This is a genomic window from Mesorhizobium sp. C372A, from assembly GCF_030323245.1.
GTDB lineage: Bacteria > Pseudomonadota > Alphaproteobacteria > Rhizobiales > Rhizobiaceae > Mesorhizobium.
The window spans coordinates 1,320,233-1,340,853 of the sequence record NZ_CP100475.1 but is presented as its reverse complement, the minus strand read 5'-3'; the positions used below and the strand labels follow the sequence as shown (position 1 = coordinate 1,340,853).

At 65.1% G+C, this 20,621-nt stretch carries 14 protein-coding genes; 3 read left to right on the top strand and 11 right to left on the bottom strand.

Annotation, left to right across the window (positions count from 1 at the left end):
- Positions 1–55: 55 nt before the first annotated feature.
- The 11 genes from addA to NLY42_RS06180 all read right to left on the bottom strand — a co-directional run bounded on the left by addA (position 56) and on the right by NLY42_RS06180 (position 17,319).
- Complete coding sequence (gene addA / locus NLY42_RS06230; protein ID WP_023744913.1) at positions 56–3,574, bottom strand: double-strand break repair helicase AddA; 3,519 nt, start codon at positions 3,572–3,574, stop codon at positions 56–58.
- A complete protein-coding gene (gene addB, locus NLY42_RS06225; protein WP_286489094.1) occupies positions 3,571–6,708 on the bottom strand; it encodes a double-strand break repair protein AddB in 3,138 nt (1,045 codons plus the stop codon). The genes addA and addB overlap by 4 nt, the downstream gene beginning before the upstream one ends.
- The gene (locus tag NLY42_RS06220) at positions 6,705–7,409 is read right to left on the bottom strand and encodes a nucleotidyltransferase family protein (protein ID WP_031197320.1); all 705 of its coding nucleotides are present in this window, start codon (positions 7,407–7,409) and stop codon (positions 6,705–6,707) included. Before NLY42_RS06220 ends, addB begins: the two co-directional genes overlap by 4 nt.
- A 14-nt stretch (positions 7,410–7,423) precedes the next feature.
- Positions 7,424–8,935 carry a tRNA (adenosine(37)-N6)-threonylcarbamoyltransferase complex ATPase subunit type 1 TsaE gene (gene tsaE / locus NLY42_RS06215; protein WP_023672299.1) on the bottom strand — a complete coding sequence of 504 codons (1,512 nt, stop codon included), beginning with the start codon at positions 8,933–8,935 and terminating at the stop codon, positions 7,424–7,426.
- A gap of 8 nt (positions 8,936–8,943) precedes the next feature.
- A complete protein-coding gene (locus NLY42_RS06210; protein WP_023672300.1) occupies positions 8,944–11,508 on the bottom strand; it encodes a sensor histidine kinase in 2,565 nt (854 codons plus the stop codon).
- Between the two features lie 308 nt (positions 11,509–11,816).
- Positions 11,817–13,217, bottom strand: a complete 1,401-nt coding sequence (gene ahcY / locus NLY42_RS06205; RefSeq protein ID WP_023681401.1) for an adenosylhomocysteinase — start codon at positions 13,215–13,217, stop codon at positions 11,817–11,819.
- Positions 13,218–13,424: 207 nt separating this feature from the next.
- The gene (locus NLY42_RS06200) at positions 13,425–13,715 is read right to left on the bottom strand and encodes an HPr family phosphocarrier protein (RefSeq protein WP_023672303.1); all 291 of its coding nucleotides are present in this window, start codon (positions 13,713–13,715) and stop codon (positions 13,425–13,427) included.
- Positions 13,712–14,113: a PTS sugar transporter subunit IIA gene (locus tag NLY42_RS06195; protein ID WP_023672304.1), complete on the bottom strand. Its 402-nt coding sequence runs from the start codon at positions 14,111–14,113 to the stop codon at positions 13,712–13,714. Before NLY42_RS06195 ends, NLY42_RS06200 begins: the two co-directional genes overlap by 4 nt.
- A 164-nt stretch (positions 14,114–14,277) precedes the next feature.
- On the bottom strand, positions 14,278–14,739 hold the full coding sequence (locus NLY42_RS06190) for an HPr kinase/phosphorylase (RefSeq protein WP_023672306.1): 462 nt from the start codon (positions 14,737–14,739) through the stop codon (positions 14,278–14,280).
- A 12-nt stretch (positions 14,740–14,751) separates the two neighbouring features.
- Entirely contained in the window at positions 14,752–16,533 is a 1,782-nt protein-coding gene (locus NLY42_RS06185) for a sensor histidine kinase (protein ID WP_023672307.1), read from the bottom strand.
- Between the two features lie 84 nt (positions 16,534–16,617).
- Positions 16,618–17,319 (bottom strand): response regulator transcription factor, encoded by a 702-nt coding sequence (locus NLY42_RS06180; RefSeq protein WP_010912942.1) that lies wholly within the window; start codon positions 17,317–17,319, stop codon positions 16,618–16,620.
- A 346-nt stretch (positions 17,320–17,665) separates the two neighbouring features.
- On the opposite strand from NLY42_RS06180, the gene NLY42_RS06175 reads away from it, so the two are divergent.
- The 3 genes from NLY42_RS06175 to NLY42_RS06165 all read left to right on the top strand — a co-directional run bounded on the left by NLY42_RS06175 (position 17,666) and on the right by NLY42_RS06165 (position 20,589).
- Entirely contained in the window at positions 17,666–19,276 is a 1,611-nt protein-coding gene (locus NLY42_RS06175; protein ID WP_023672308.1) for a phosphoenolpyruvate carboxykinase, read from the top strand.
- Between the two features lie 86 nt (positions 19,277–19,362).
- Entirely contained in the window at positions 19,363–19,797 is a 435-nt protein-coding gene (gene arfB, locus NLY42_RS06170; protein WP_023672309.1) for an alternative ribosome rescue aminoacyl-tRNA hydrolase ArfB, read from the top strand.
- Positions 19,798–19,950: 153 nt separating this feature from the next.
- Positions 19,951–20,589 (top strand): alpha-ketoglutarate-dependent dioxygenase AlkB, encoded by a 639-nt coding sequence (locus NLY42_RS06165; RefSeq protein ID WP_023755485.1) that lies wholly within the window; start codon positions 19,951–19,953, stop codon positions 20,587–20,589.
- Positions 20,590–20,621: the final 32 nt, after the last annotated feature.

Here is a 20,621-nt window from a genome sequence, read left to right as displayed (position 1 = left end):
TTTATCTCGCACCAAATGTGGTGGTTCAGCAGCCCTTCTTCAAGCAGAACTTGTGTCACGCTCCCGTGAGTCGGGCAAGGGCGTCATCCATCGCTTGCACCGGCAGTTCGATAAGCCTCGGTGCCTCGGTGAACAGCAGTGCTGCCGTCACCGCGCGGCCGGGGTAAAGCGGCTGGAGCAGCGCGCGGTAGAGCGCCAGCTGCAGGATATAGGCCGGCGGCACCTGGGCCAGGCCTGCGGGCGCCGGCCGGTTGGTCTTGTAGTCGACGATCGATACGCGCCCGGGCGTCACCGCCAGCCGGTCGATCTTGCCGGAGATCGAGCGCAGCCTGCCCTTGACCTCAAGGCTGCCCATCACAGCAACTTCGGCGCGGGACGACGGCGAAAACAGCCCGGCAAAACGCGAATCTCTGAGGATCGCCATCACCGAAGCCAGCGCCTTGTTGCGCTCGGCCTCCGGCCAGTCGGCGCCGGCTCGAATGAGATACTGCGCCGCCGCGCCTTGCCGTTCGTCTTCGGCAAAACCGGGCAGCATCTGCAGCAGCTTGTGCAGCGCCAGCCCGCGCATCACCGCAAAGCCCGGCTCCGCCTCGCTGTCCAGCACCGGCGAGCGGGTATCGACAACAGCTTCCTTGGCCTCGTCGATCAGCGCCGACGCGCCGGAAGGCGACAGCGGGCGCGGCAGCTCCTCATAAGGCGGCAAGGGCCGGAACAAGCCCACCGGCAGCGGCGGCACCTGTTGCGGCAGCCGCGACTCGTCGGCTGCCGCTTGCGCCACCGGCGGAAGCTTGGTCATGACGAAACGGTGCACCGGCTCGCTGCTGGCGGGGTGGCGGCGCTCCGTGCTTTCCGGCGCGGCAAGCAGCGCGCGGCTGACAATCGAATGCCAGGTGCCGGTGCTGGGCTGACGCTTGCCGTGATAGCCGCAGACGATCAGCCGGTCCTCGGCGCGCGTCATGCCGACATAGAGCAGCCGCCGGTATTCGTCGTCGGCAAGCTCCCGCGCCCTGGCCGAGGCCGCCTTGGAGAAGCCGTTGGCGACATCGGCGGCCGAGCGCCAGAGATAGCCCTTGCCGTCGAAATTGCGGCCCGAAGCGTCGAACGGCATGAGCCGCGGCAGATGCTGGTCGCTGAACGGCGCCGAACCGCCATCGACCAGGAAGACAACAGGCGCTTCCAGGCCCTTGGCGGCATGCACGGTCATGACGCGGACCTCGTCGCGCGTCTGGTCCATCTCGCGCTTGATCTCCGGGCCGGTGTTTTCCAGCGTCGCCAGGAAAGCCTCCAGCCCCGGCAAGCCGGTGCGTTCTTCGGCCAGACAGAAACTCAGGAACTCGTCGAGAATATCGCCGGCTTCCGGTCCAAGCCGGGCGATCATCTTCTTGCGCAGGCCGTCGCGCGCCAGCACCCCGGCGTAGAATTCGAACACCGGCCGGAACGCCGCCTCGTTGGCCCAGCCGTCGAGCCGGGCAACGACATCGGTCAGCGCGGTATTGTCGCCAGCATGCTGGCGTAATGAGGCGATCAGCGATGTTCCGGCTGGCCGTCCGGCGCCAAGCGTAAAAAGCGTCTCCTCCGACACGTCGAAAACCGGGCTGCGCAGCACGGCGGCGAGCGACAGGTCATCCTGCGGCTGGATGAGGAAATGGCCGAGTGCGATCAGGTCCTTGACCGCGATGTGGCCGGGCAGGCTCAGCCGGTCGGCGCCGGCGACGGGAATATCGCGGTCCTTCAGCGCGCGCGACAGCGCATGGACGAAGCGGTCGCGCTTGCGCACCAGCACAAGAATGTCGCCGGCCCTCAGCCTGCGTCCCTTGCCCTCGATGATCTCGCGGTCCTTGAGCCAGGTCTGGATGGTCGCAGCCACGTGCTCGGCCACCCGCACAGCCGGCGCGCTGGCATGATTGACCGGCAACGTCCAGTCGTCGGGCTCCTCGACGGCGTCAGCGCCGAGCGACGGCCAGACCTCGACATAGCCAGGCGCGTCGTTGCGGATCGCCTTGTGGTCGAGCGGATCGGGGTCGTGGCTGATGCCGCGCCGCACGCCCGGATCGGCAAAGACGCGGTCGACTGCGGCAAGCACGTCGTCGGTCGAACGGAACGACCAGGTCAGTTTCAGGTCGGCAAACGAAGCATTGGCTGCGTTCACGCGTCCGGAAAACAAGAGCCGGCTGTCGGCAAAGGAATCCGGTGCGGCACCCTGGAAGGAATAGATCGACTGCTTTTCGTCGCCGACGGCAAACACCGTGCGATTGGCCGTGCCGCGCTGGCCGTGGCCGGCAAAGAACTCCTCCGCCAGCCGCTTCACCACCTCCCATTGGTCGGGGCTGGTGTCCTGCGCCTCGTCGAGCAGGATGTGGTCGATGCCCTGGTCGAGCTTGTACTGCACCCAGGGGCCGGCATCGGGCCGCGCCAGAAGGTTGACGGTGCGGGTGATGAGGTCGTTGAAATCGAGAAAGCCGCGGCTGCGCTTCAGGCGCTCGTACCGCACGATCAGCCAGTCGGCTATGGTCAACGCCGCGACCGTGCCTTCCAGCATCCGGAACAGCGCCAGCCGGTCGGAGACGTCTGTTATCGACTTGACGGCCGCCAGATAGCGCTCGGGAAGGTCGGGCAGCCGGCCGAGCAGCGCCTTCTTGAACAACTTTGAGGGATCATAGGGGTCGCCATCGGCCTTGAGAAAGGCTTTGCCGAGCATCTGCAGCCGGCGGGTCGGGTCCGTCTCGGCAAAGGCCAACCGGGCATAGGGCAAGAGATTGTTGAGCACGGTGCGGGCGTCGGCGGCCTCGGCGGCACTGGCGAACACTGCAAAGAAGTCCGGCAGGAAACCCGGCAGCGGCCATACCGATGCCGCTATGTCTTCGGCGCTCCGCCCGGGGCGAAAATGGAATTCGTCGAACAGGGCCTGAAAGCCGCCGCCGTCGCGCCGGACCGCACCGATGAAGCCGCGTAAGCCGTCGCGCTTGCGCACGATTTCGGCGAGCAGCGCATCGAGTCCGTGTTCGCCGCCGCGCTCCAGCACGGTGGCAAAGGCCTCGGCCAGTCCGGTGTCTCCGGCTGACGTGCCCGAAATCATGTCCCGGCGGGCGCCAGCAAACAGCGAGGCCTCCATCTGCGGATCGAGCATTTCGAAATGCGCCGGGATGTTGGCCTCCAGCGGAAACTGGTGCAGCACCGATTCGCAGAAGGCGTGGATGGTCTGGATCTTCAGCCCGCCCGGCGTTTCCAGCGCTTCGGCAAACAGCCGGCGCGCCCGCCGCATCGTGTCGCGGTCGGGTCGGCGGCCGTCCACCGCCTCAATCTTTGTGGCAAGCTCGGCATCGCCGAGCGCCGTCCATTCCGACAGGGTCGAGAACACGCGGTTCGACATGTTGGCGGCGGCCGCCCGCGTATAGGTCAGGCACAGGATCTTCGACGGATCGGTGCCGTTGAGCAGCAGCCGGATGACGCGCTGGGCCAGCACATGCGTCTTGCCCGAGCCGGCATTGGCGGACACCCAGGCCGAGTTCTTCGGGTCGGAGGCGCGCGCCTGGCTGGCGGCGGTTTCGCTGGGGATGGGATAGGCTTTTTTCATGCCTCCCCCGCCTCGTCATCGCTGTCGCCGCCGGCCGACCATTCGAGCACGCGCGCCAGATGGTCGTAATCGCCATCGCTCTCGCCCTCGCGAAAAGGCAGCGCCCGCGACAGATAGCCGGTCGTCGGATCGGCATAGTGGACCAGCAGCTTTTCCAACCGCGCCCAAGCCTCCTCGGCGAGGTCTTCGGCGGTCCGAGGCTGGCGGTTGTAGTCGAGGATGGATTCCTCGAACACTTCGCCATTCGGCTTCAGCCGCACGAATGCGAGCTGGGAGGGCTCGCGCGCGCCAAGCCCCTTGAAGGCGCCGCGCCGGAGCAGCGCCCCTTCGAGCGCCAGCTGTGGCGCCAGCAGCGTGTGGGCCTGCGCCTTGGACGGGGACGAGCCGGTCTTGTAGTCGAGAATGTCGGCCATGCCACCGGCCAAAAGGTCGACGCGGTCGGCATAGCCGGACAGCGTCACACCGGTACGGCCGACAGCCGTCTTTTCGGCGCGCTCCTCGGCATGCCGCCGGGCGACGGCAGGGGCGCGGCCGCGCTCCCATTCGATGATGTTGGCGGCGAGCTTTTCGAAGCGCGGCCACCACACCGCCTCGACATCGGCGGGTAGGGCAATGTCGGCGAAGCAGGTCCGGCCGGCAGCGATGAGGCGTTCCAGAGCTTCGGGCGCGCGGGGATCCGCCACCTCTGTCGAGAACAGATGCAGGATGTCATGAAACAGCGTGCCGCGCTCGGCCGCACCGGGATCGCGGATCACCGGCTCGAGCGGCAGAAGGCTCAGAATACGCTTGGCATAGACCGCATAGGGGTCGCGGCGCAGCGTCTCGATCTCGGTCACCGAGAAGTGGGTGGGCCGCATGCTCAGCGGCGGTTTCGGCTGCGGTCGCGGCGCGAAATGCTGCCGCTCGCCGGCATCGAGCGCGCGCGCCCAGGCAAGCAATTCGTCGCCGCGCCCGCGCAATGCGGCCGCCGGATCCTTGCCGATGAAGGTGAGGATGCGCTGCAGCCAGCGCGACGGCACCGCCGGTGCGTCGCCGGCTCGGGCGGAGCGCGTCAGCACCACCTTTTTCGCCCCCATCGCCATCTGGAAGTCGTGGGCGGCAAGGCCGATACGGCGCTCCGGCGGCTCGAGATCGATGCCGGTCTTCATCAACCGCGACATGAAGCGATCGCTTTCCGGCTTGCGTGGCCACACGCCCTCGTTCAGCCCGCCAATGACCAGCGTGTCGACATTCTGCAGCCGCGCTTCCAGCGCCCCCCAAATGGCGATGTTGCGGTCGGTGCCTTGCCCGGGCTTGACCGTTTCCGGTGCTACCAGCGCGTCCATCACATCAGGCCATTCGTCGGCCGGGAAGTCGAACGAGGCCGAGGCCGCGACCACACCGCGCAGCAGCTCGGCGAGTTTCTCGCCGGCGTCGCCGGCATAAAATTCAGCCAGGCTGCGCTCCGCCGTGCGGCCGAGATTTTCCAGCGCGGCGACGCTCGCTCTGGTCAACGCGACAAGATCGGCATTCTCTTCACCGCGAAAGGCGGTCAGCGGCGCCAGTGCCGTCACAAGCCGGCTCAGCATATCGCGGGCATCGTCGATGCCGCGCACGCTCAGGCGCGAAAACCAGAAGGGCTGGCGCTTGTCCCCGCTCAGCCCGGCGAGACGCTCCTCGAACAGTGCTGGCAAGGCGGCGATGTCGGGGCGTCCGGTGCCGCCGCGCAGCGCCACGAGTTCGATGAGCTCGGCGGCATGGCGCACGCCGGTGCGCTCAAGTCCGAGCCCGAGCAGCGGATGCTTGAGCAGCGACAAAAGGCCGACGGGATCGCCGGGCCGGAATACCGCTTGAAGTGTGAGCCGCAGCAGGCTGGCGGCAGGCGTGTTGGCGAGCGGCGTGCCGCCGGAATCGTCAGCGATCACACCGAAGCGCAACAGCTCGGCCGAGACGCGCCGCGCCAGCCCGCGGTCGCCGGTAACGAGCGCTGCCCTGTGCCCCGGCTGTTCCACGGCGGTTTTCAGCGCGATGGCGATCGCCGCCGCCTCGTCGCGTTCGCTGGCGGCTTCGACCAGCGTCACATCGGCGAAGGCCTCGGCGATATCCAGGGCGTTGAAGCGTATGCGGGTCTCGGCCCATAGTTCCGTGGTCTCGGCCGGACGCAGCGCCTCGCCGACAAGGGCCGCGCGGAGCACCAGTGCGGGCTCGGCGGCGACCACTTCCTCGACATCGCCACGCAGCACGCCAACCTTGCCGATCAGCTTGGCCATGCCGTATTGTGGGTGGCCGAGCAGTGCCGGCCGCGCACCGGGCGCCGCAATCGCGGCAAAAGACGGTTCGTCCAGCATCCCATCGAGCCCGGGCAGCACCACGGCGCCATTAGGCAGGCTGGCGACCGTGGCAAGCAGTTCGGCCGTGGCCGGAATAGAGCCCGTCGAGCCGGCGGCGATCACCGGCCCTTTGGGCGGGTTGCGTTCCAGCCGCTTCGCCTCGCGCCGGATCAGCGCATTGCGGTGCGCGGCCGGGTTGGAGCGGTCGCGCTCCTCCAGCAATTTCGGCCAGGCCTCGGTGACGATACGGAGGAAATCGAGCGTCACCAGCCACCAACCGGCAAGATTGCCGGTGACCAGATCGGCAAGCCTGGTCCAGTCCGTGCCTTCGGTTTCGATTTCGTCCATGAGCCGGGCGAGGTCGCGCGCCAGCCAGATCGCATCGGCGGCGGAGGCCGGCACGACGATCTCTTCGTTGAACATATCAAGGACATGCGCCGGCAGGGTGCGCTTCCAGGCCTGCACCAGCGGCGCCAGCAGCAGCAGGCGTTCGATGGCTGCGATCGGCGGCGCCATTTCAAGCTCGGTCGGCGTGCCGGCGTCGAAGGCGGCTTCGTCCTGGTCGAACTCTCCGAGCGGGCGGATGACCGGCAGGATCGCCGAACGGCGGCTCCCTCCCGGTCCCGAAAGCGCGTCGACAAAGGCGCCGCGCAGCGCCCGGGCCGCGCGCCGTGTCGGCACATAGATGGTGACATCAGCCAGCGCCAGCGGATCGCCGTCGAACCGGAAGCCGGGCACCAGCCGTCCGGCCAGCAAGGCCTCGGCCAGAGTCGGCAGGAATGGCGCTCCGGGCGGGATCGAAAGAACGCGGCGCGCGCCGCTCATACCACCTTCGCGAGAGCTTCGGCGGCGGCCGCTTCCGCCTGCGGAATGGCGTCGGGAGTGCCGACGGTGATCCAGCTTCCGCGCATCTGCATGCCGAACAGACGGCCAGAGGCGATTGCCTTGTCGAAATAGGTGTTGAGCGAATGCGCCCCGGCGGGCGCATCCCTGAAGATGGCGGGATTGACGATTGCCGCTCCGGCATAGATCAACCCGGCCGGATCGCCTTTCGAGCGCCGCAGGCCGCCATCCGGCGCCATCAGGAAATCCGTGCCGACACCGTGTCCGGTGGCCGAGTCGAGATCGGTAAGCATCAGCAGAATATCCATTTTCGCGCCGTCCCATGCAAGGGCAAGGCGCTCGAGGCTGGGCTGGCCGCTGTCGATCCAGAACGTATCGGCGTTGATGATGTAGAAGGGGTCGCTGCCCAGCAGCGGCAATGCCTTGACGATGCCACCCGCCGAATTCAGCAGTGCGTCGCGCTCGTCGGAAATGACGATCTTTGGCGCCCGCCTGTGGGCGATATGGGCGACGATCTGGTCCGGCAGATAGTGCACGTTGACGATGGCTTTCTCGACGCCGGCCGCTTCGAGACTGTCCAGCCCCCAGTCGAGCAAGGTCCTGCCGGCGATCCGCACCAGCGGCTTCGGCATGGTGTCGGTGATCGGCCGCATGCGCTTGCCAAGACCAGCCGCCAGCACCATCGCTGTGGTCAAGGTCACGGGAGCCGTTCCTCCAGCAGGCCATGTGCCATGTAAAACTCCTTCAACTGAGCCAGCGCCGGGTGCGCCAGCGCCCGCCTGAGATAATCGCGGATGCGCGGCAGGTGTCGGAGATAATAGGGCTTGCCGTCGCGCTTTTCGAGCCGCACGAAAATGCCGAGGATCTTCGAATTGCGCTGCGCCGCCATGATCGCATAGGCCGCGCGGAAGGCGTCCTCATCGAAGCCGCCGGCGGCGTGGCGCGCAGCGACATAGGCGTCCACGGTCCGCTGCTCGATATCGGGCGAAACGGTGACGCGGGCATCCATGGCCAGCGACGCAACGTCATAGGCCGCCGGACCCATCAGCGCGTCCTGGACATCGACGATGCCCAGCCGGTCGTGGCCTTTGCGGTCACCGCGCCAGATGATGTTGGGCGAATGGAAGTCGCGCAGCATCAGCGTGTATTCCTGTGTGTCCAGCCGATCGAGAACCGCGTTCCATTCCCTGTGATAGCCGGCGCGTAAAGCCTCGCTTGCCGGGCTGCCGGTCACCATCGGCACATACCAATCGACCAAGAGATCGGCTTCGATCAGCATGGCGGCGCGATCGAAGGGCGGCACCTCGTGGAAGACGCCCGGCACGGCCTCCATGCGCTGCGGCCAGGTCTTCCCATGCATCATCGCCAGCAATTCGGCCGCTGCCGCGTAGCGCTCGGCCACCGGCTCATCATTGCCGTCGAGAAAACCTTCCGAGCCCAGATGCTCCAGCAGCAGAAAGCCCCGTTCGAGATCCTCGGCATGGATTTTTGGGACACTGACACCTTGCGCCAGCAGCGCCTTGTCGATGGCGACGAAAGCGGTGACCGACTGCGCCGTGTGGGCGATCACGGCATAGGGCTTGCCGTCGCGCACCGGCGGCCCCAGCACCAGCCTTGGCGAATTCATCAGCACGCGCGGCGCAAGGCCGGCGAGCGAAACAATCTCGTAAGAGCGCGCCGAGGCGTCGCCGACGAAATGGCGCCGCGCGGCGTCGCCCCAACCGGCCGTTTTGAGGAAATCGCGCATCGCCAGCGATCGGGCCACGCGTTCGAAGGCAACGCCTTGGCCCGATAGTTTCGCCAATCGTCCTTCGTCCTGATGGACGAGTTCGATCCAGATCGACGTTCTCGGAAGAGCGGCCTCCGCCCGTTCCGGCCACTCGACAAGGGCAGCGCCCTGCAGCAGCGCCTCGTCGAAACCCAGCTCGTCCATCTCGCCGGCCGAGGACAGGCGATAGAGATCGAAATGGTGCACGGGGATGCGCGTGTCGTAGCTTTGCACCAAGGTGAAGGTAGGGCTCGGCACATCGAGGCCGGCATCATCGGCCAGCGCCCTGATCAGGGCCCGCGCCAGCGTCGACTTGCCGGCGCCGAGATCGCCCTTGAGCGCCAGCACGTCGCCCGGCCGCAGCGCCATGGCCAGGTCTTCGCCGAGCCTTGCGGTCGCAGCCTCGTCGGCGAGAAAACGCTCCAGCACAACAACGGTCATCGAGCGCGCTACTCGGCCGCGGCGCGGATGCCCGACGGTGCATCGGGGAAGGTGCAGATGACGGTGGTGCCCTTGTCCTTGCCGGTCTCGATGCGCACGCTGCCGCCGTGCAGCTCGACAAAGCTCTTGACGATCGACAGGCCTAAGCCCGCACCGCGCCGGCGCCCGCCATTGGTGCGCGGCTCGAAGCGGCGGAACACCGAATCGAGCAGGTCCGGCGGCATGCCGGGGCCGTTGTCATGGACGGAGAATTCCACACCTTGCTCCAAATGCCGGCAGGCAAGCGTGATAGTGCTCGCCTCCGGCGCGTAATTGGCGGCGTTGCTGAGCAGATTGTAGAGGATCTGGCGAACCCGGGTCTCGTCGCCGTGAAAACTCTTCGGCGCCGCAGCGGCGTCGATCCGGAGCTTGATCGAATGCTCTTGCAGCCGGTCGGCGACCAGTTCGGCCGCGGCCTCGATGGTGCGCTCGACGCTTACTTCCGAAATGTCGAGCTGCATGATGCCGGCGTCGACGGTGGCGAGGTCGAGTATGTCGTTGACGATGGTGAGCAGCACCGAGGATGACGAGCCGACATGCTCGACATATTCGCGCTGCTTTGGGCTGAGCGGCCCGGTCGCCGGCAGCGACAGAAGCTCGGTGAAGCCGATGATGTTGGTCAGCGGCGAGCGCAGCTCGTAGGAGACATGCTGCACGAACTCGTTCTTCAGCTGGTCGGATTTCTGCAGCGCTTCGTTCTTGTCCTTCAGCGCGCGCTCGACATTGACGCTGTCGGTGACGTCCACAAAGGTCATCATCACCTGGCCGTTGGGCAGCGGGATGACGGCGTAGCTGAGCACTGTGCCGTTCTTCAGTTCGGTCTGGCCATGGCGGTCGCGGCGCTCGTCGTCGAAACCGGTGATGGCGGCGACGAACCCGCCCCACGGGCTGTCGACGGCGCGCTGGTCGCTGAGATCGCGGATCGCCGAGACATGGACGTTGGGCTTGATCACATCCTGGCTCAGTCCCCACAGCGCGACAAAGGCCGGGTTCGACAGGCGCAGCCGCCCATCGGGACCGAACACGGCGACGCCTTCGGCCAAATTGTCGAGCGTTTCGCCCTGGACCCGCACCGCCGTCTGGTAGCGGCTTTCGAGGTCCATCTTCTCGGTCAGGTTCTCGAACACCCAGGTCACGCCGCCCTTCGGCTGCGGGTTGGCCACCACGCGGATGGTCTTGCCGTCGGGCAGATGCCACCAATGCTCTTGCGATTCCACCGCGCGGTAGGCGCCAAGCAGGCCTTCTTTCCAGCGCCGCCATTCCGGCTGCTCGGCGATCTTGCCTTCGCTGCGCAGCCGGTCGAGCAGCAGCGCATTGTCGGGCGCGCTGTGCAGGAAGCCCGGGTCCAGCCCCCACAGTTTCTGGAACGCCTGGTTGAAGAAGCGCAACTTCTCGTTGGCATCGAAGATCGCCACCGCCGTGTTGAGCTGGTCGAGCGTGTCGGCATGGCTGCGCACCGTGCGCTCATATTCGCCGCGAATGGTTTCGGTGGCGCTGGTGTCGCAGGCAAGACCGGCCGAGCCGTCGGCACCGGCGAAGTCGGTGACGGCGAACACCCGGCGGTCGCCCTCGATCACCGTCGACAGCGTCTGTTCGAAGATCGGGCGCGATTTGTGCTGCGCGGCGATCTGTTCGCGCGCCTGGGCGCCGAGGAATTCCTTGGCTTCGCGCACCGCGGTCTCGGCGTTCGGTGCCTCGACCGCTCCGGCATAGGCACGGTTGACCCATTTCAGCCGCCCGTCGGTGGCGCGCAGCCAGGCCGGCATCGGCAAGGCGTCGAGCAGGCCGATCATGGTCTCGTAGTCGGCGGCCAGCCGCTGGTTCTCGATCTTCAGCCTGGCTTGGCTCCTCTGAGTTTCCGACAGCGAGACGAAGCGCACCAGCACATGCGCGGCGCTCTTGCGGCCATGCACTTCAAGCGGCGCCCCGGCCTGCGATTCGATCACGAGATCAAAGGGTTTCGCTTTCTCGCGCAGACCAGCGACGGCATTTTCGAGCGCCGCCGCCGAGCGCGGCATCAGCCAGCGGCCGAAGGCGAGGAAGGCTGCACGGTCGTCCGGCGCACCGCTTTCCAGCGGCAGCGTGCCGATCAGCTCCGGCTTCTTGTTCTCCGACGCCCAGACGATGACGCGCTGGTCACGCAGATTGAGCAGCGCCTCGGAGCGCTGCAGCGCCGCATTGATGTCGGCAATGCGGGCTCTGAGTTCGACATTCTGCGCCGAGGTGCGGGCTCTTTCGCGGATCAGGAAGATGGCCGAGACCAGTGCCGCGCCCATGACGCCGACGAACATGGCGAGCTGGATGACTTCGACCGCGCTGACCGACAGTCCGGCCTTCTGCGCAATGGCCGGCTCGGCATGGGCGGCAAACGAGGTGAGCGGGCCGGCAAGAGCTGAGGTGGCAAGAAAGCCGGCGGTGCGGGCGCCAACGCGCCTCTTCAGGCCACCGCCTGTCGTGACGGAGCCATTGCTATCGGAATCGTCATGGCCGCCGGAAACGGCCGATCCCGCGCGAGGCGGGTTTTCCCCCGGCATGCCTTGGTCCTCTTCGCCGCCTGAATGCAAGACCGCCTAGATCAGGATCACGTTTGATGGAAACGCCCTTCTGACCTAACTCTTTTCTAAAGGGCATGATCTTTTCCGAAAACCGCTTCCCACTTTTCGCTGACGCGGTCCTTCGGTTCGAATCATGCTCTCGATGCGTACGCCGGCCTCGTCCCCGGCCCACGAATCAGCACAATAGCGCGTGCTGGAATCGGCGTGAAGAATCATCCGCGCAAAAAAGAAGCCGGGCGAAAAGTCAATCGCCCGGCTTCAATATCTAGTGGTAAACGCCGCTTTGGCTAATAGCGGTAGTGTTCCGGCTTGAACGGACCCTGCGGGGTCACGCCGATATAGGCGGCCTGTTCGCCGGAAAGTTCGGTCAAGCGGGCTCCAAGCTTGTCGAGATGCAGACGCGCCACCTTCTCGTCGAGGTGCTTGGGCAGCACATAGACCTGGTTCTGGTACTGGCCGGGCTTGGTGTAGAGCTCGATCTGCGCCAGCACCTGATTGGTGAACGAAGCCGACATCACGAAGCTCGGATGACCGGTCGCGTTGCCGAGGTTGAGCAGGCGCCCCTCGGACAGCAGGATCATCCGCTTGCCGTCCGGGAAGGTTATCATGTCGACCTGCGGCTTGACGTTGGTCCATTGCAGGTTGCGCAGCGACGCGACCTGGATCTCATTGTCAAAGTGGCCGATATTGCCGACGATCACCATGTCCTTCATCGAGCGCATGTGGTCGAGGGTGACGACATCCTTGTTGCCGGTGGTGGTGATGACGATGTCGGCGGTCGGTGCGGCATCTTCCAGCGTGACGACTTCAAAGCCGTCCATCGCCGCTTGCAGCGCGCAGATCGGATCGACTTCGGTGACCTTGACGCGGGCGCCGGCGCCCTTGAGCGAAGCCGACGAGCCCTTGCCGACGTCGCCATAGCCGCAGACGACCGCAACCTTGCCGGCCATCATGGTGTCGGTGCCGCGGCGGATGCCGTCGACCAGCGATTCCTTGCAGCCATATTTGTTGTCGAACTTCGACTTGGTGACCGAGTCGTTGACGTTGATCGCGGGGAACGGCAGCAGGCCCTTCTTCTGCAGCTGGTAGAGCCGGTTGACGCCCGTCGTCGTCTCTTCGGTGACGCCGCGAATGGCTTCCTTCTGCTTGGTGAAGAAGCCGGGCGAGGCCTTCAGGCGCTTCTTGACCTGGGCGTAGAAGTATTCCTCTTCCTCGCTCTGCGGGTTGGACAGCACGTCCTCGCCGGCCTCGGCGCGGGCGCCGATCAGTATGTACATCGTGGCGTCGCCGCCATCGTCGAGGATCATGTTGGAGAGGCCGCCATCGGCCCACTGGAAGATCCTGTCGGTGTAGTCCCAATACTCCTCGAGCGACTCGCCCTTGACGGCGAACACCGGGATGCCGGCCTCGGCGATGGCTGCGGCCGCATGGTCCTGGGTCGAGAAGATGTTGCACGAGGCCCAGCGGATATCGGCGCCAAGCGCCTTCAGCGTCTCGATCAGCACCGCAGTCTGGATGGTCATGTGCAGCGAGCCGGTGATGCGCGCACCTTTCAACGGCTTCTTGTCGCCGAATTCCTCGCGGCAGGCCATCAGGCCCGGCATTTCGGTTTCGGCGATATCGAGTTCCTTGCGGCCCCAGCCGGCAAGCGAGATGTCGGCGACCACATAGTCCTTGCTACCTGTCATGGCAGTGCTCCGGTGTGATTTGTCTTCAGAATGCGCCTGCGCCACACGGCGCGTCGAAGGGCGCGGAATGCCGGCCTGACTAGCAGATCGCCGCCAAGACGACAATGGGATATAAAGAAATCTTTATGCGCGTATGTGTTTTACGGGGATGCATGCCGCCCAAAAGTATCCCGCGGTTTTGGGACAACGGCGTTCAAAGCAAAAACTTCAGCACTCTTCGCCGAAGCGCGAGGCGACCAGCTGCTCCAGCGCGTCCATCGCCGCTGCGGCTTCAGCGCCGCTGGCGGTGACGCGGATCGAATAACCGGGGCTCGCCGCCAGCATCATCAGCCCCATGATCGAGGTGCCGCCGACCTTGAGACCATCCTTCTCGACATGGACGGTGGCGTCGAAGCCGCTGGCGACCTGGACGAACTTCGCCGAGGCGCGCGCATGCAGGCCGCGCTGGTTGACGATCGGGAACTCGCGCACGATCTCACCGGGCGACAGCGCGTTCATTTGCTGCTCAGCAGCTGACTTGCGACATTGATGTATTTGCGCCCCGCGGCCTGCGCCTCGTCGAGCGCGGTCGCCATGTTGTCGCCCTTGCGGATCGACGACAGCTTGATCAGCATCGGCAGGTTCATGCCGGCGATGACCTCGGTGCGACCGGATTCCATCACCGAAATGGCGAGGTTGGAAGGCGTGCCGCCGAACATATCGGTCAGAACGATGACCCCGGTCCCGGTGTCGACGCGGCCGACGGCGTCGACGATATCGCGCCGACGCTGCTCCATATCGTCATCGGCGCCGATTGCCACGGTTTCGAAATTGTCTTGTGGCCCCACGACATGTTCCACGGCATGGCGGAACTCGGCGGCCAGTTGACCGTGCGTTACAAGCACGAGTCCGATCATTCTATGGTGGCTCCCGTCATCGCCGCTTCACAGGCGCTTTTTATGCTCGCCGGCCATCCCAGGCGGCGGGAGCGCTATCTTGTCGACGCGCGGCGCGTTGACAAGCCCAAAATTGCGTCGGCCATGGCCAATTTGACGCATTGCAGCAAAAAACCGGCGGCGGATCATACGAAAGGCGCAATCGCCAGCCGCGCCATTACCGCCGGCAAAGCCGCAGTGACGTTGCGCTGAACGAGGTCGATGCGCGGCACCACACAGCCGGCAATGGTCGCGCTCGACTCTTCCTGGAAACGCTCCACAGCGTTAGCGGCAACCAGCTGGATCGTAAGGTCGATGACTCCCACAGGTTGGAACAAAAGCGGCTTCGGACCAAGTCCGGGCACCTCTGCGAGGCCGGCAATGCTGGCGGGCGCATGGCAGACCAGCCGCCCGAAACGCGCCGCGACAAACAGCTGGTCGTCGCCGATCAGCCGCGCAAACAGCCCGAGCCGGCTGAAATGGTCGATGAGCGCCAGCGCCAGCGTTGTCTTGCCCGAGCCGGACGGCCCGGTGATCAGGACGCCCCGCTCGCCAATCAGGACTGCGGTGGCATGGATGTTCTCGGGTTCCGCGGTGGGATCGGGCATGCGCAGCCGCGATCAGCCTTCGGCCGGCAGCGTAACGACGAAGCGCGCGCCCTTGATGTCGCCGGGCTTGGTGCCGGGGATGTTCTCGGCGGTCAGCGTGCCGCCATGGGCTTCGACGATCTGCCTGGATATCGACAGGCCAAGCCCCGAATTCTGGCCGAACGCCTCGCCCGCCGGGCGGTCGGTGTAGAAGCGCTCGAAGATGCGGTCGATGGCGTCGGCGCGGATTCCGGGGCCGTTGTCGTCGACGGTGACGATGTTGACCTTGCCCGAGCGTGCCAGGGAAATGGCGATATGGCCGTGGTCCTCCGGCACGAAGGAGCGGGCATTCTCGATCAGATTGGTGATGACCTGGCCGATCCTCAGATCATGGCCGGTGACGAAATAGCCTTTGACGCCTTGCGGCAGCTTGGCGGCCTTGAATTCGATCTCGACAGCCTTTTTGTTGCGCGTCGCTTCGCGCGACACGGCGACGAGATCGGTAATGAATTTCTTCAAATCGACCGTGGCGGCATCCTCACGCGCCAGTTCGGCGTCGAGGCGCGAGGCATCGGAAATGTCGGTGATCAGCCGGTCGAGACGCCGGACATCGTGCTGGATGATCTCCATCAGCCTGCCGCGTGAATTGTCGTTCTTGGCCAGCGGCAAGGTCTCCACCGCGCTGCGCAGCGAGGTCAGCGGGTTCTTCAGCTCGTGCGAGACATCGGCGGCGAAGCTTTCGATCGCCTCGATGCGGGCATAGAGCGCATTGGTCATGTCGCGCACCGCGACCGACAAATTGCCGATCTCGTCCTGGCGGTCGGAAAAGTCGGGGATCTCCTCGCGGCTCTTGACGCCGCGCCGCACCCGCACTGCCGCCGCCGATAGCCGGCGCAGCGGATTGGCGATGGTGGATGCGAGCAGCATCGACAGGATGGCGGTGACCAGGGCGGCGATGCCGAACACGCGCAAAATAGCCTTGCGCTCGGCGGCGACGATCTTGTCGATGTCGCCGCCTTCCGTCGACAGCATCAGCACGCCGAGAACGGCGCGGAAGCGCTGGATCGGCACCGCCACCGAAACGATCTGCTCGCCTTGTTCGCTCACCCGCACGATCGTCGATGGACTGCCGGTCAGCGCCTTGACCACTTCCGGGAAGGCCGCACCGTTGCCGCCGGGCTGCTCATGGTAGACGGGCAGGTCCTTGTTGCGGAAGAAGTCGAAGACGAATTTCTGCACGCGCTCCAGCATATCCGGCTGCTCGTCCTCGACCGGCGGCAGGTCGTAGCGCAGGATCTGGCCGCGCGAATAGAGATGGCGCGAATCGAGCAGCAGATTGGCGTCGCGGTCATAGATGCGGGCCCGGGTGCGCGTCGGCGAAATCAGCCGCCGCAGCACCGGCGCGACGCGCTCGGGATTGATCGGGAAATCCAGATTGTCGAGCTGGTCTGAGCCCGGCCCCAGGCTTTCACCGGCCTGCAGTTCGAGCAGTTTTTCCGGATCGATGCTGATCGAATCGGTCTCGACCGTTGCCGACGCGGCAATGGCGCCGGCGATGATCTCGCCCTGCGTCATCAGGCTTTCGACGCGGGCGTCGATCAGCCCGTCGCGGAAGGTGTTGAGATAGAGGATGCCGGTGACCAGCACGGCGAGGCCGGCCAGGTTGAGGAACAGGATGCGCCGGGTCAGGCTGGAAAAGATGTGGTGGCCGAGGAAGCGGCGCATCGGCACCGTCAACCTCGACAGGAATGCGGGCAGAATCCGCGACCGCCTGACAGCGCTCGTTCGTCTGCTCCGCTGTACATCCACTGCCATCGAATAGCAGCTCCCGCCTAGTCTTTGGTTTTATGCATGTCGTCGTCCCAAAAACGCGACCACTTTTGGGCGACATGCATCAACTCAAGCTTCGCGGAACCGGTATCCGACTCCGTAAAGGGTTTCGATCATTTCGAAGTCGTCATCGACGGCCTTGAACTTCTTGCGCAGCCGCTTGATGTGGCTATCGATGGTGCGGTCGTCGACATAGACCTGCTCATCATAGGCCGAATCCATCAGCGCATCACGGCTTTTTACCACGCCGGGGCGCTGCGCCAGCGAGTGCAGGATGAGAAATTCGGTGACCGTCAGCGTCACCGGCTCGCCCTTCCAGGTGCAGGTATGGCGTTCCTGGTCCATGACCAGCTGGCCGCGTTCCAGCGAACGGGCCTGCTGGCTGGGCGCCTTTGCCGCAGCTTCGCGGGCGCTGGCGCGGCGCAGCACGGCGCGCACCCGCTCGACCAGCAGGCGCTGCGAGAACGGTTTGCGGATGAAATCGTCGGCGCCCATCTTGAGGCCGAAAAGCTCATCGATCTCATCGTCCTTCGAGGTCAGGAAGATCACCGGTAGGTCGGACTTCTGCCGCATCCGGCGCAACAGCTCCATGCCGTCCATGCGCGGCATCTTGATGTCGAGGATGGCGAGATTCGGCGGCCGCGCCGCCAGGCCTTCCAGCGCCGACGCACCATCCGTGTAGGTCTCGACGCGATACCCCTCGGACTCGAGGGCGATCGACACCGATGTCAGAATGTTGCGGTCGTCATCGACAAGCGCGATTGTTGCCATTTCAAGCGGCTCCCTCATGAGCTGTCCCTTCTGTCTTAGAGAAGGGGCTTTTGCAGGACAAATTAGGTACAAAATGTGGCACAGGCTCCACCCGCTGTCGCGGACGGCTTGCCGGCGGCCCCATCGGAACCTCTACACGGGTTGGACGAACACTGTGTGCCAATCCTTTGGGCAACCACCGTGATTTTTTGCACATATAAACGATTTAAACAACTTTCAAAATTTTTAAATCGATTAATGATTTGATATCATTCGAGTTTTCTGGTTCTCACCGTCTCAGCCCCTAACGCGGGCTCGCCGGAAACGCGCCGGCAAAGTGCGGCGAATCCAGAAGAAGGGACCCTTGATGTCGGAAGTCGGCAAACGCAATTCTGCTTGCGCGATCGATCGTATCGGCCTGAAAACCACCGGCACGGTGCATTATAATTTTGGTGCGGCCGCCCTTTATGAGGCAGCGATCCGTCGTGGCGAGGCCCGGTTGACCGCCGGCGGCGCGCTGCTTGCCGAGACCGGCCAGCACACTGGCCGCTCGCCCAAGGACAAGTTTGTCGTCCGCGATGGCGCCACCGAGCCCCATGTCTGGTGGGACAACAACAAGGCGATTTCGGCGGGCCAGTTCGAAATGCTGCTCGCCGATTTCCTTGTCCACGCCGCGAATAGCGATCTCTATGTGCAGGACCTCGTCGGCGGCGCCGATGCCGAGCTGAAGCTGCCGACGCGGGTCATCACCGAATTCGCCTGGCACTCGCTGTTCATCCGCAATCTTTTGATCCGCCCGCAGGCCGCCGAGCTCGAGGATTTCGTGCCGGAGATGACGATCATCGACCTGCCGTCCTTCCGCGCCGATCCGGCCCGCCACGGCAGCCGCACCGAAACGGTGATTGCGGTCGATCTCACCCGCAAGATCGTGCTCATCGGCGGCACTTCCTATGCCGGCGAGATGAAGAAATCGGTGTTCACCATGCTCAACTATCTGCTGCCGGAAAAGGGCGTCATGCCGATGCACTGCTCGGCCAATGAGGGCCCGGGCGGCGACGCAGCGATCTTCTTCGGGCTTTCCGGGACGGGCAAGACGACGCTGTCGGCCGATCCGTCACGTACGCTCATCGGCGACGACGAGCACGGCTGGGGACCGCACGGCATCTTCAACTTCGAAGGCGGCTGCTACGCCAAGACGATCCGGCTGTCGGCCGAGGCCGAGCCGGAGATTTTCGCCACCACGCAGCGTTTCGGCACGGTGCTGGAAAATGTCGTGCTCGACGCCGACCGCGTGCCGGACTTCAACGACGGCCGGCTCACCGAAAACACGCGCTGCGCCTATCCGCTGGATTTCATCCCCAATGCCTCGAAGAGCGGACGGGCCAGCCACCCGAAAAACATCATCATGCTGACCGCCGATGCCTTCGGCATCATGCCGCCGATCGCACGGCTGACCCCGGCGCAGGCGATGTACCACTTCCTCTCCGGCTACACCGCCAAGGTGGCCGGCACCGAGAAGGGCGTTACCGAGCCGGAAGCGACGTTCTCGACCTGCTTCGGCGCCCCGTTCATGCCGCGCCACCCCAAGGAATACGGCAATCTGCTGCGCGAGCTGATCGCCCGCCACGGCGCCGATTGCTGGCTGGTCAACACCGGCTGGACCGGCGGCGCCTACGGCACCGGCAAGCGCATGCCGATCAAGGCGACGCGCGCCTTGCTGGCCGCAGCGCTTGACGGTTCGCTGAAGGCGTCCGGTTTCCGCACCGACGCCAATTTCGGCTTCGAGGTGCCGGTTGCTGTGCCTGGCGTCGACAGCGCCATTCTCGACCCGCGTTCGACCTGGGCCGACAAGGCAGCCTATGACCGGCAGGCAGCGCGATTGGTCGGCATGTTCGCCGTCAACTTCGAGAAATTCGAGAGCCATGTCGATGCCGTCGTGCTCGGCGCAGCACCCCGCCTGCAGGAAGCTGCGGAATAGTCGAGGCGTCTTCACCGAAGCATCCTTGAAAGGCGCGATCTCGATCGGGCCTTTTCTTTTTTGGTCCGCCGCGCCATGACTGCGGCATGCCTATCGACGACATCATCATATCAGACGAAGCCGTAATCCATCCGGGCGACCTGCACGAGGATTTCATCCGCTCGTCGGGTCCCGGCGGCCAGAACGTCAACAAGGTGGCGACCGCCGTCCAATTGCGCTTCGACGCCGCCAATGCGGCTGGCCTGTCCGAACGCGTGCGCGCGCGCACGATCAAGCTCGCCGGCCAGCGCGCCACTAAGGACGGCGTCATCGTCATCGAGGCTGGCCGCTTCCGCACCCAGGAGCAGAACCGGGCCGATGCCCGGGCAAGGCTGACGGCGCTGGTCGCCAAGGCCGCGGAACCGCCGCCGCCGCCGCGCAAGAAGACCAGGCCGTCGAAAGGCTCGGTGGAGCGGCGGCTGCAAAGCAAGGCAGGGCGCGGCACGATCAAAAAGCTGCGCGGCCGGGTAGAGAACGACTAAGGACCGCGCCGACTGCGTGCATAAAGCGGCCTCCCCTGCCGCAGCCGCAAGGTTTCACCATTGCCACAGAAAGGGAGGCCGACAACGGTGGCTTTCGGGTCGCCGTTTCTGATTGGCGGTGGCATGGTTTCAGTATCAACCGGAGGCGAAGTCATGCTCGTTCTGCCCAAAGGCGTCCGCCACATGCCTGGTTATCTGTCCCGCGCGGCGCAGGAAGCGCTGGTCGAAGAGGTGAGGACAATTGTACAGCGGGCGCCGCTGTACGTGCCGGCGATGCCGCGGACCGGCAAGGAGATGAGCGTGCGCATGACCAATTGCGGCACGCTCGGCTGGGTCACTGACAAGGAGCTGGGCTATCGCTACCAGCCAACGCACCCACTCACCGGAGAGCCATGGCCGCCGATCCCGGACGCGCTGCTGCAATTGTGGCGGGAGGTCGCCGCCTATCCGAATCCGCCGGAGGCCTGCCTGGTCAATTTCTATACGCAGGACGCCAAAATGGGTCTGCACCAGGATCGCGACGAAGCCGATTTCTCGGCCCCAGTGGTCTCGGTGTCACTTGGCGACGATTGCCTGTTCCGGGTCGGCCAAGTGACGGGCAGGGGGGCCACACGCGACGGCGGTACCAAATCGTTCCGCCTGAAAAGCGGCGACGTCGTCGTGCTCGGCGGCGAAGGCCGGCTCTGCTTCCATGGCGTCGACCGCATCTACCCGTCGACCTCGGCGCTGCTGAAAAATGGCGGCAGGATCAATCTGACGCTGCGGCGGGTCAACCGTACCCTGGAGCAGTAGAGGTATTCTTCGACTTACTGTTTGTTAAAGTA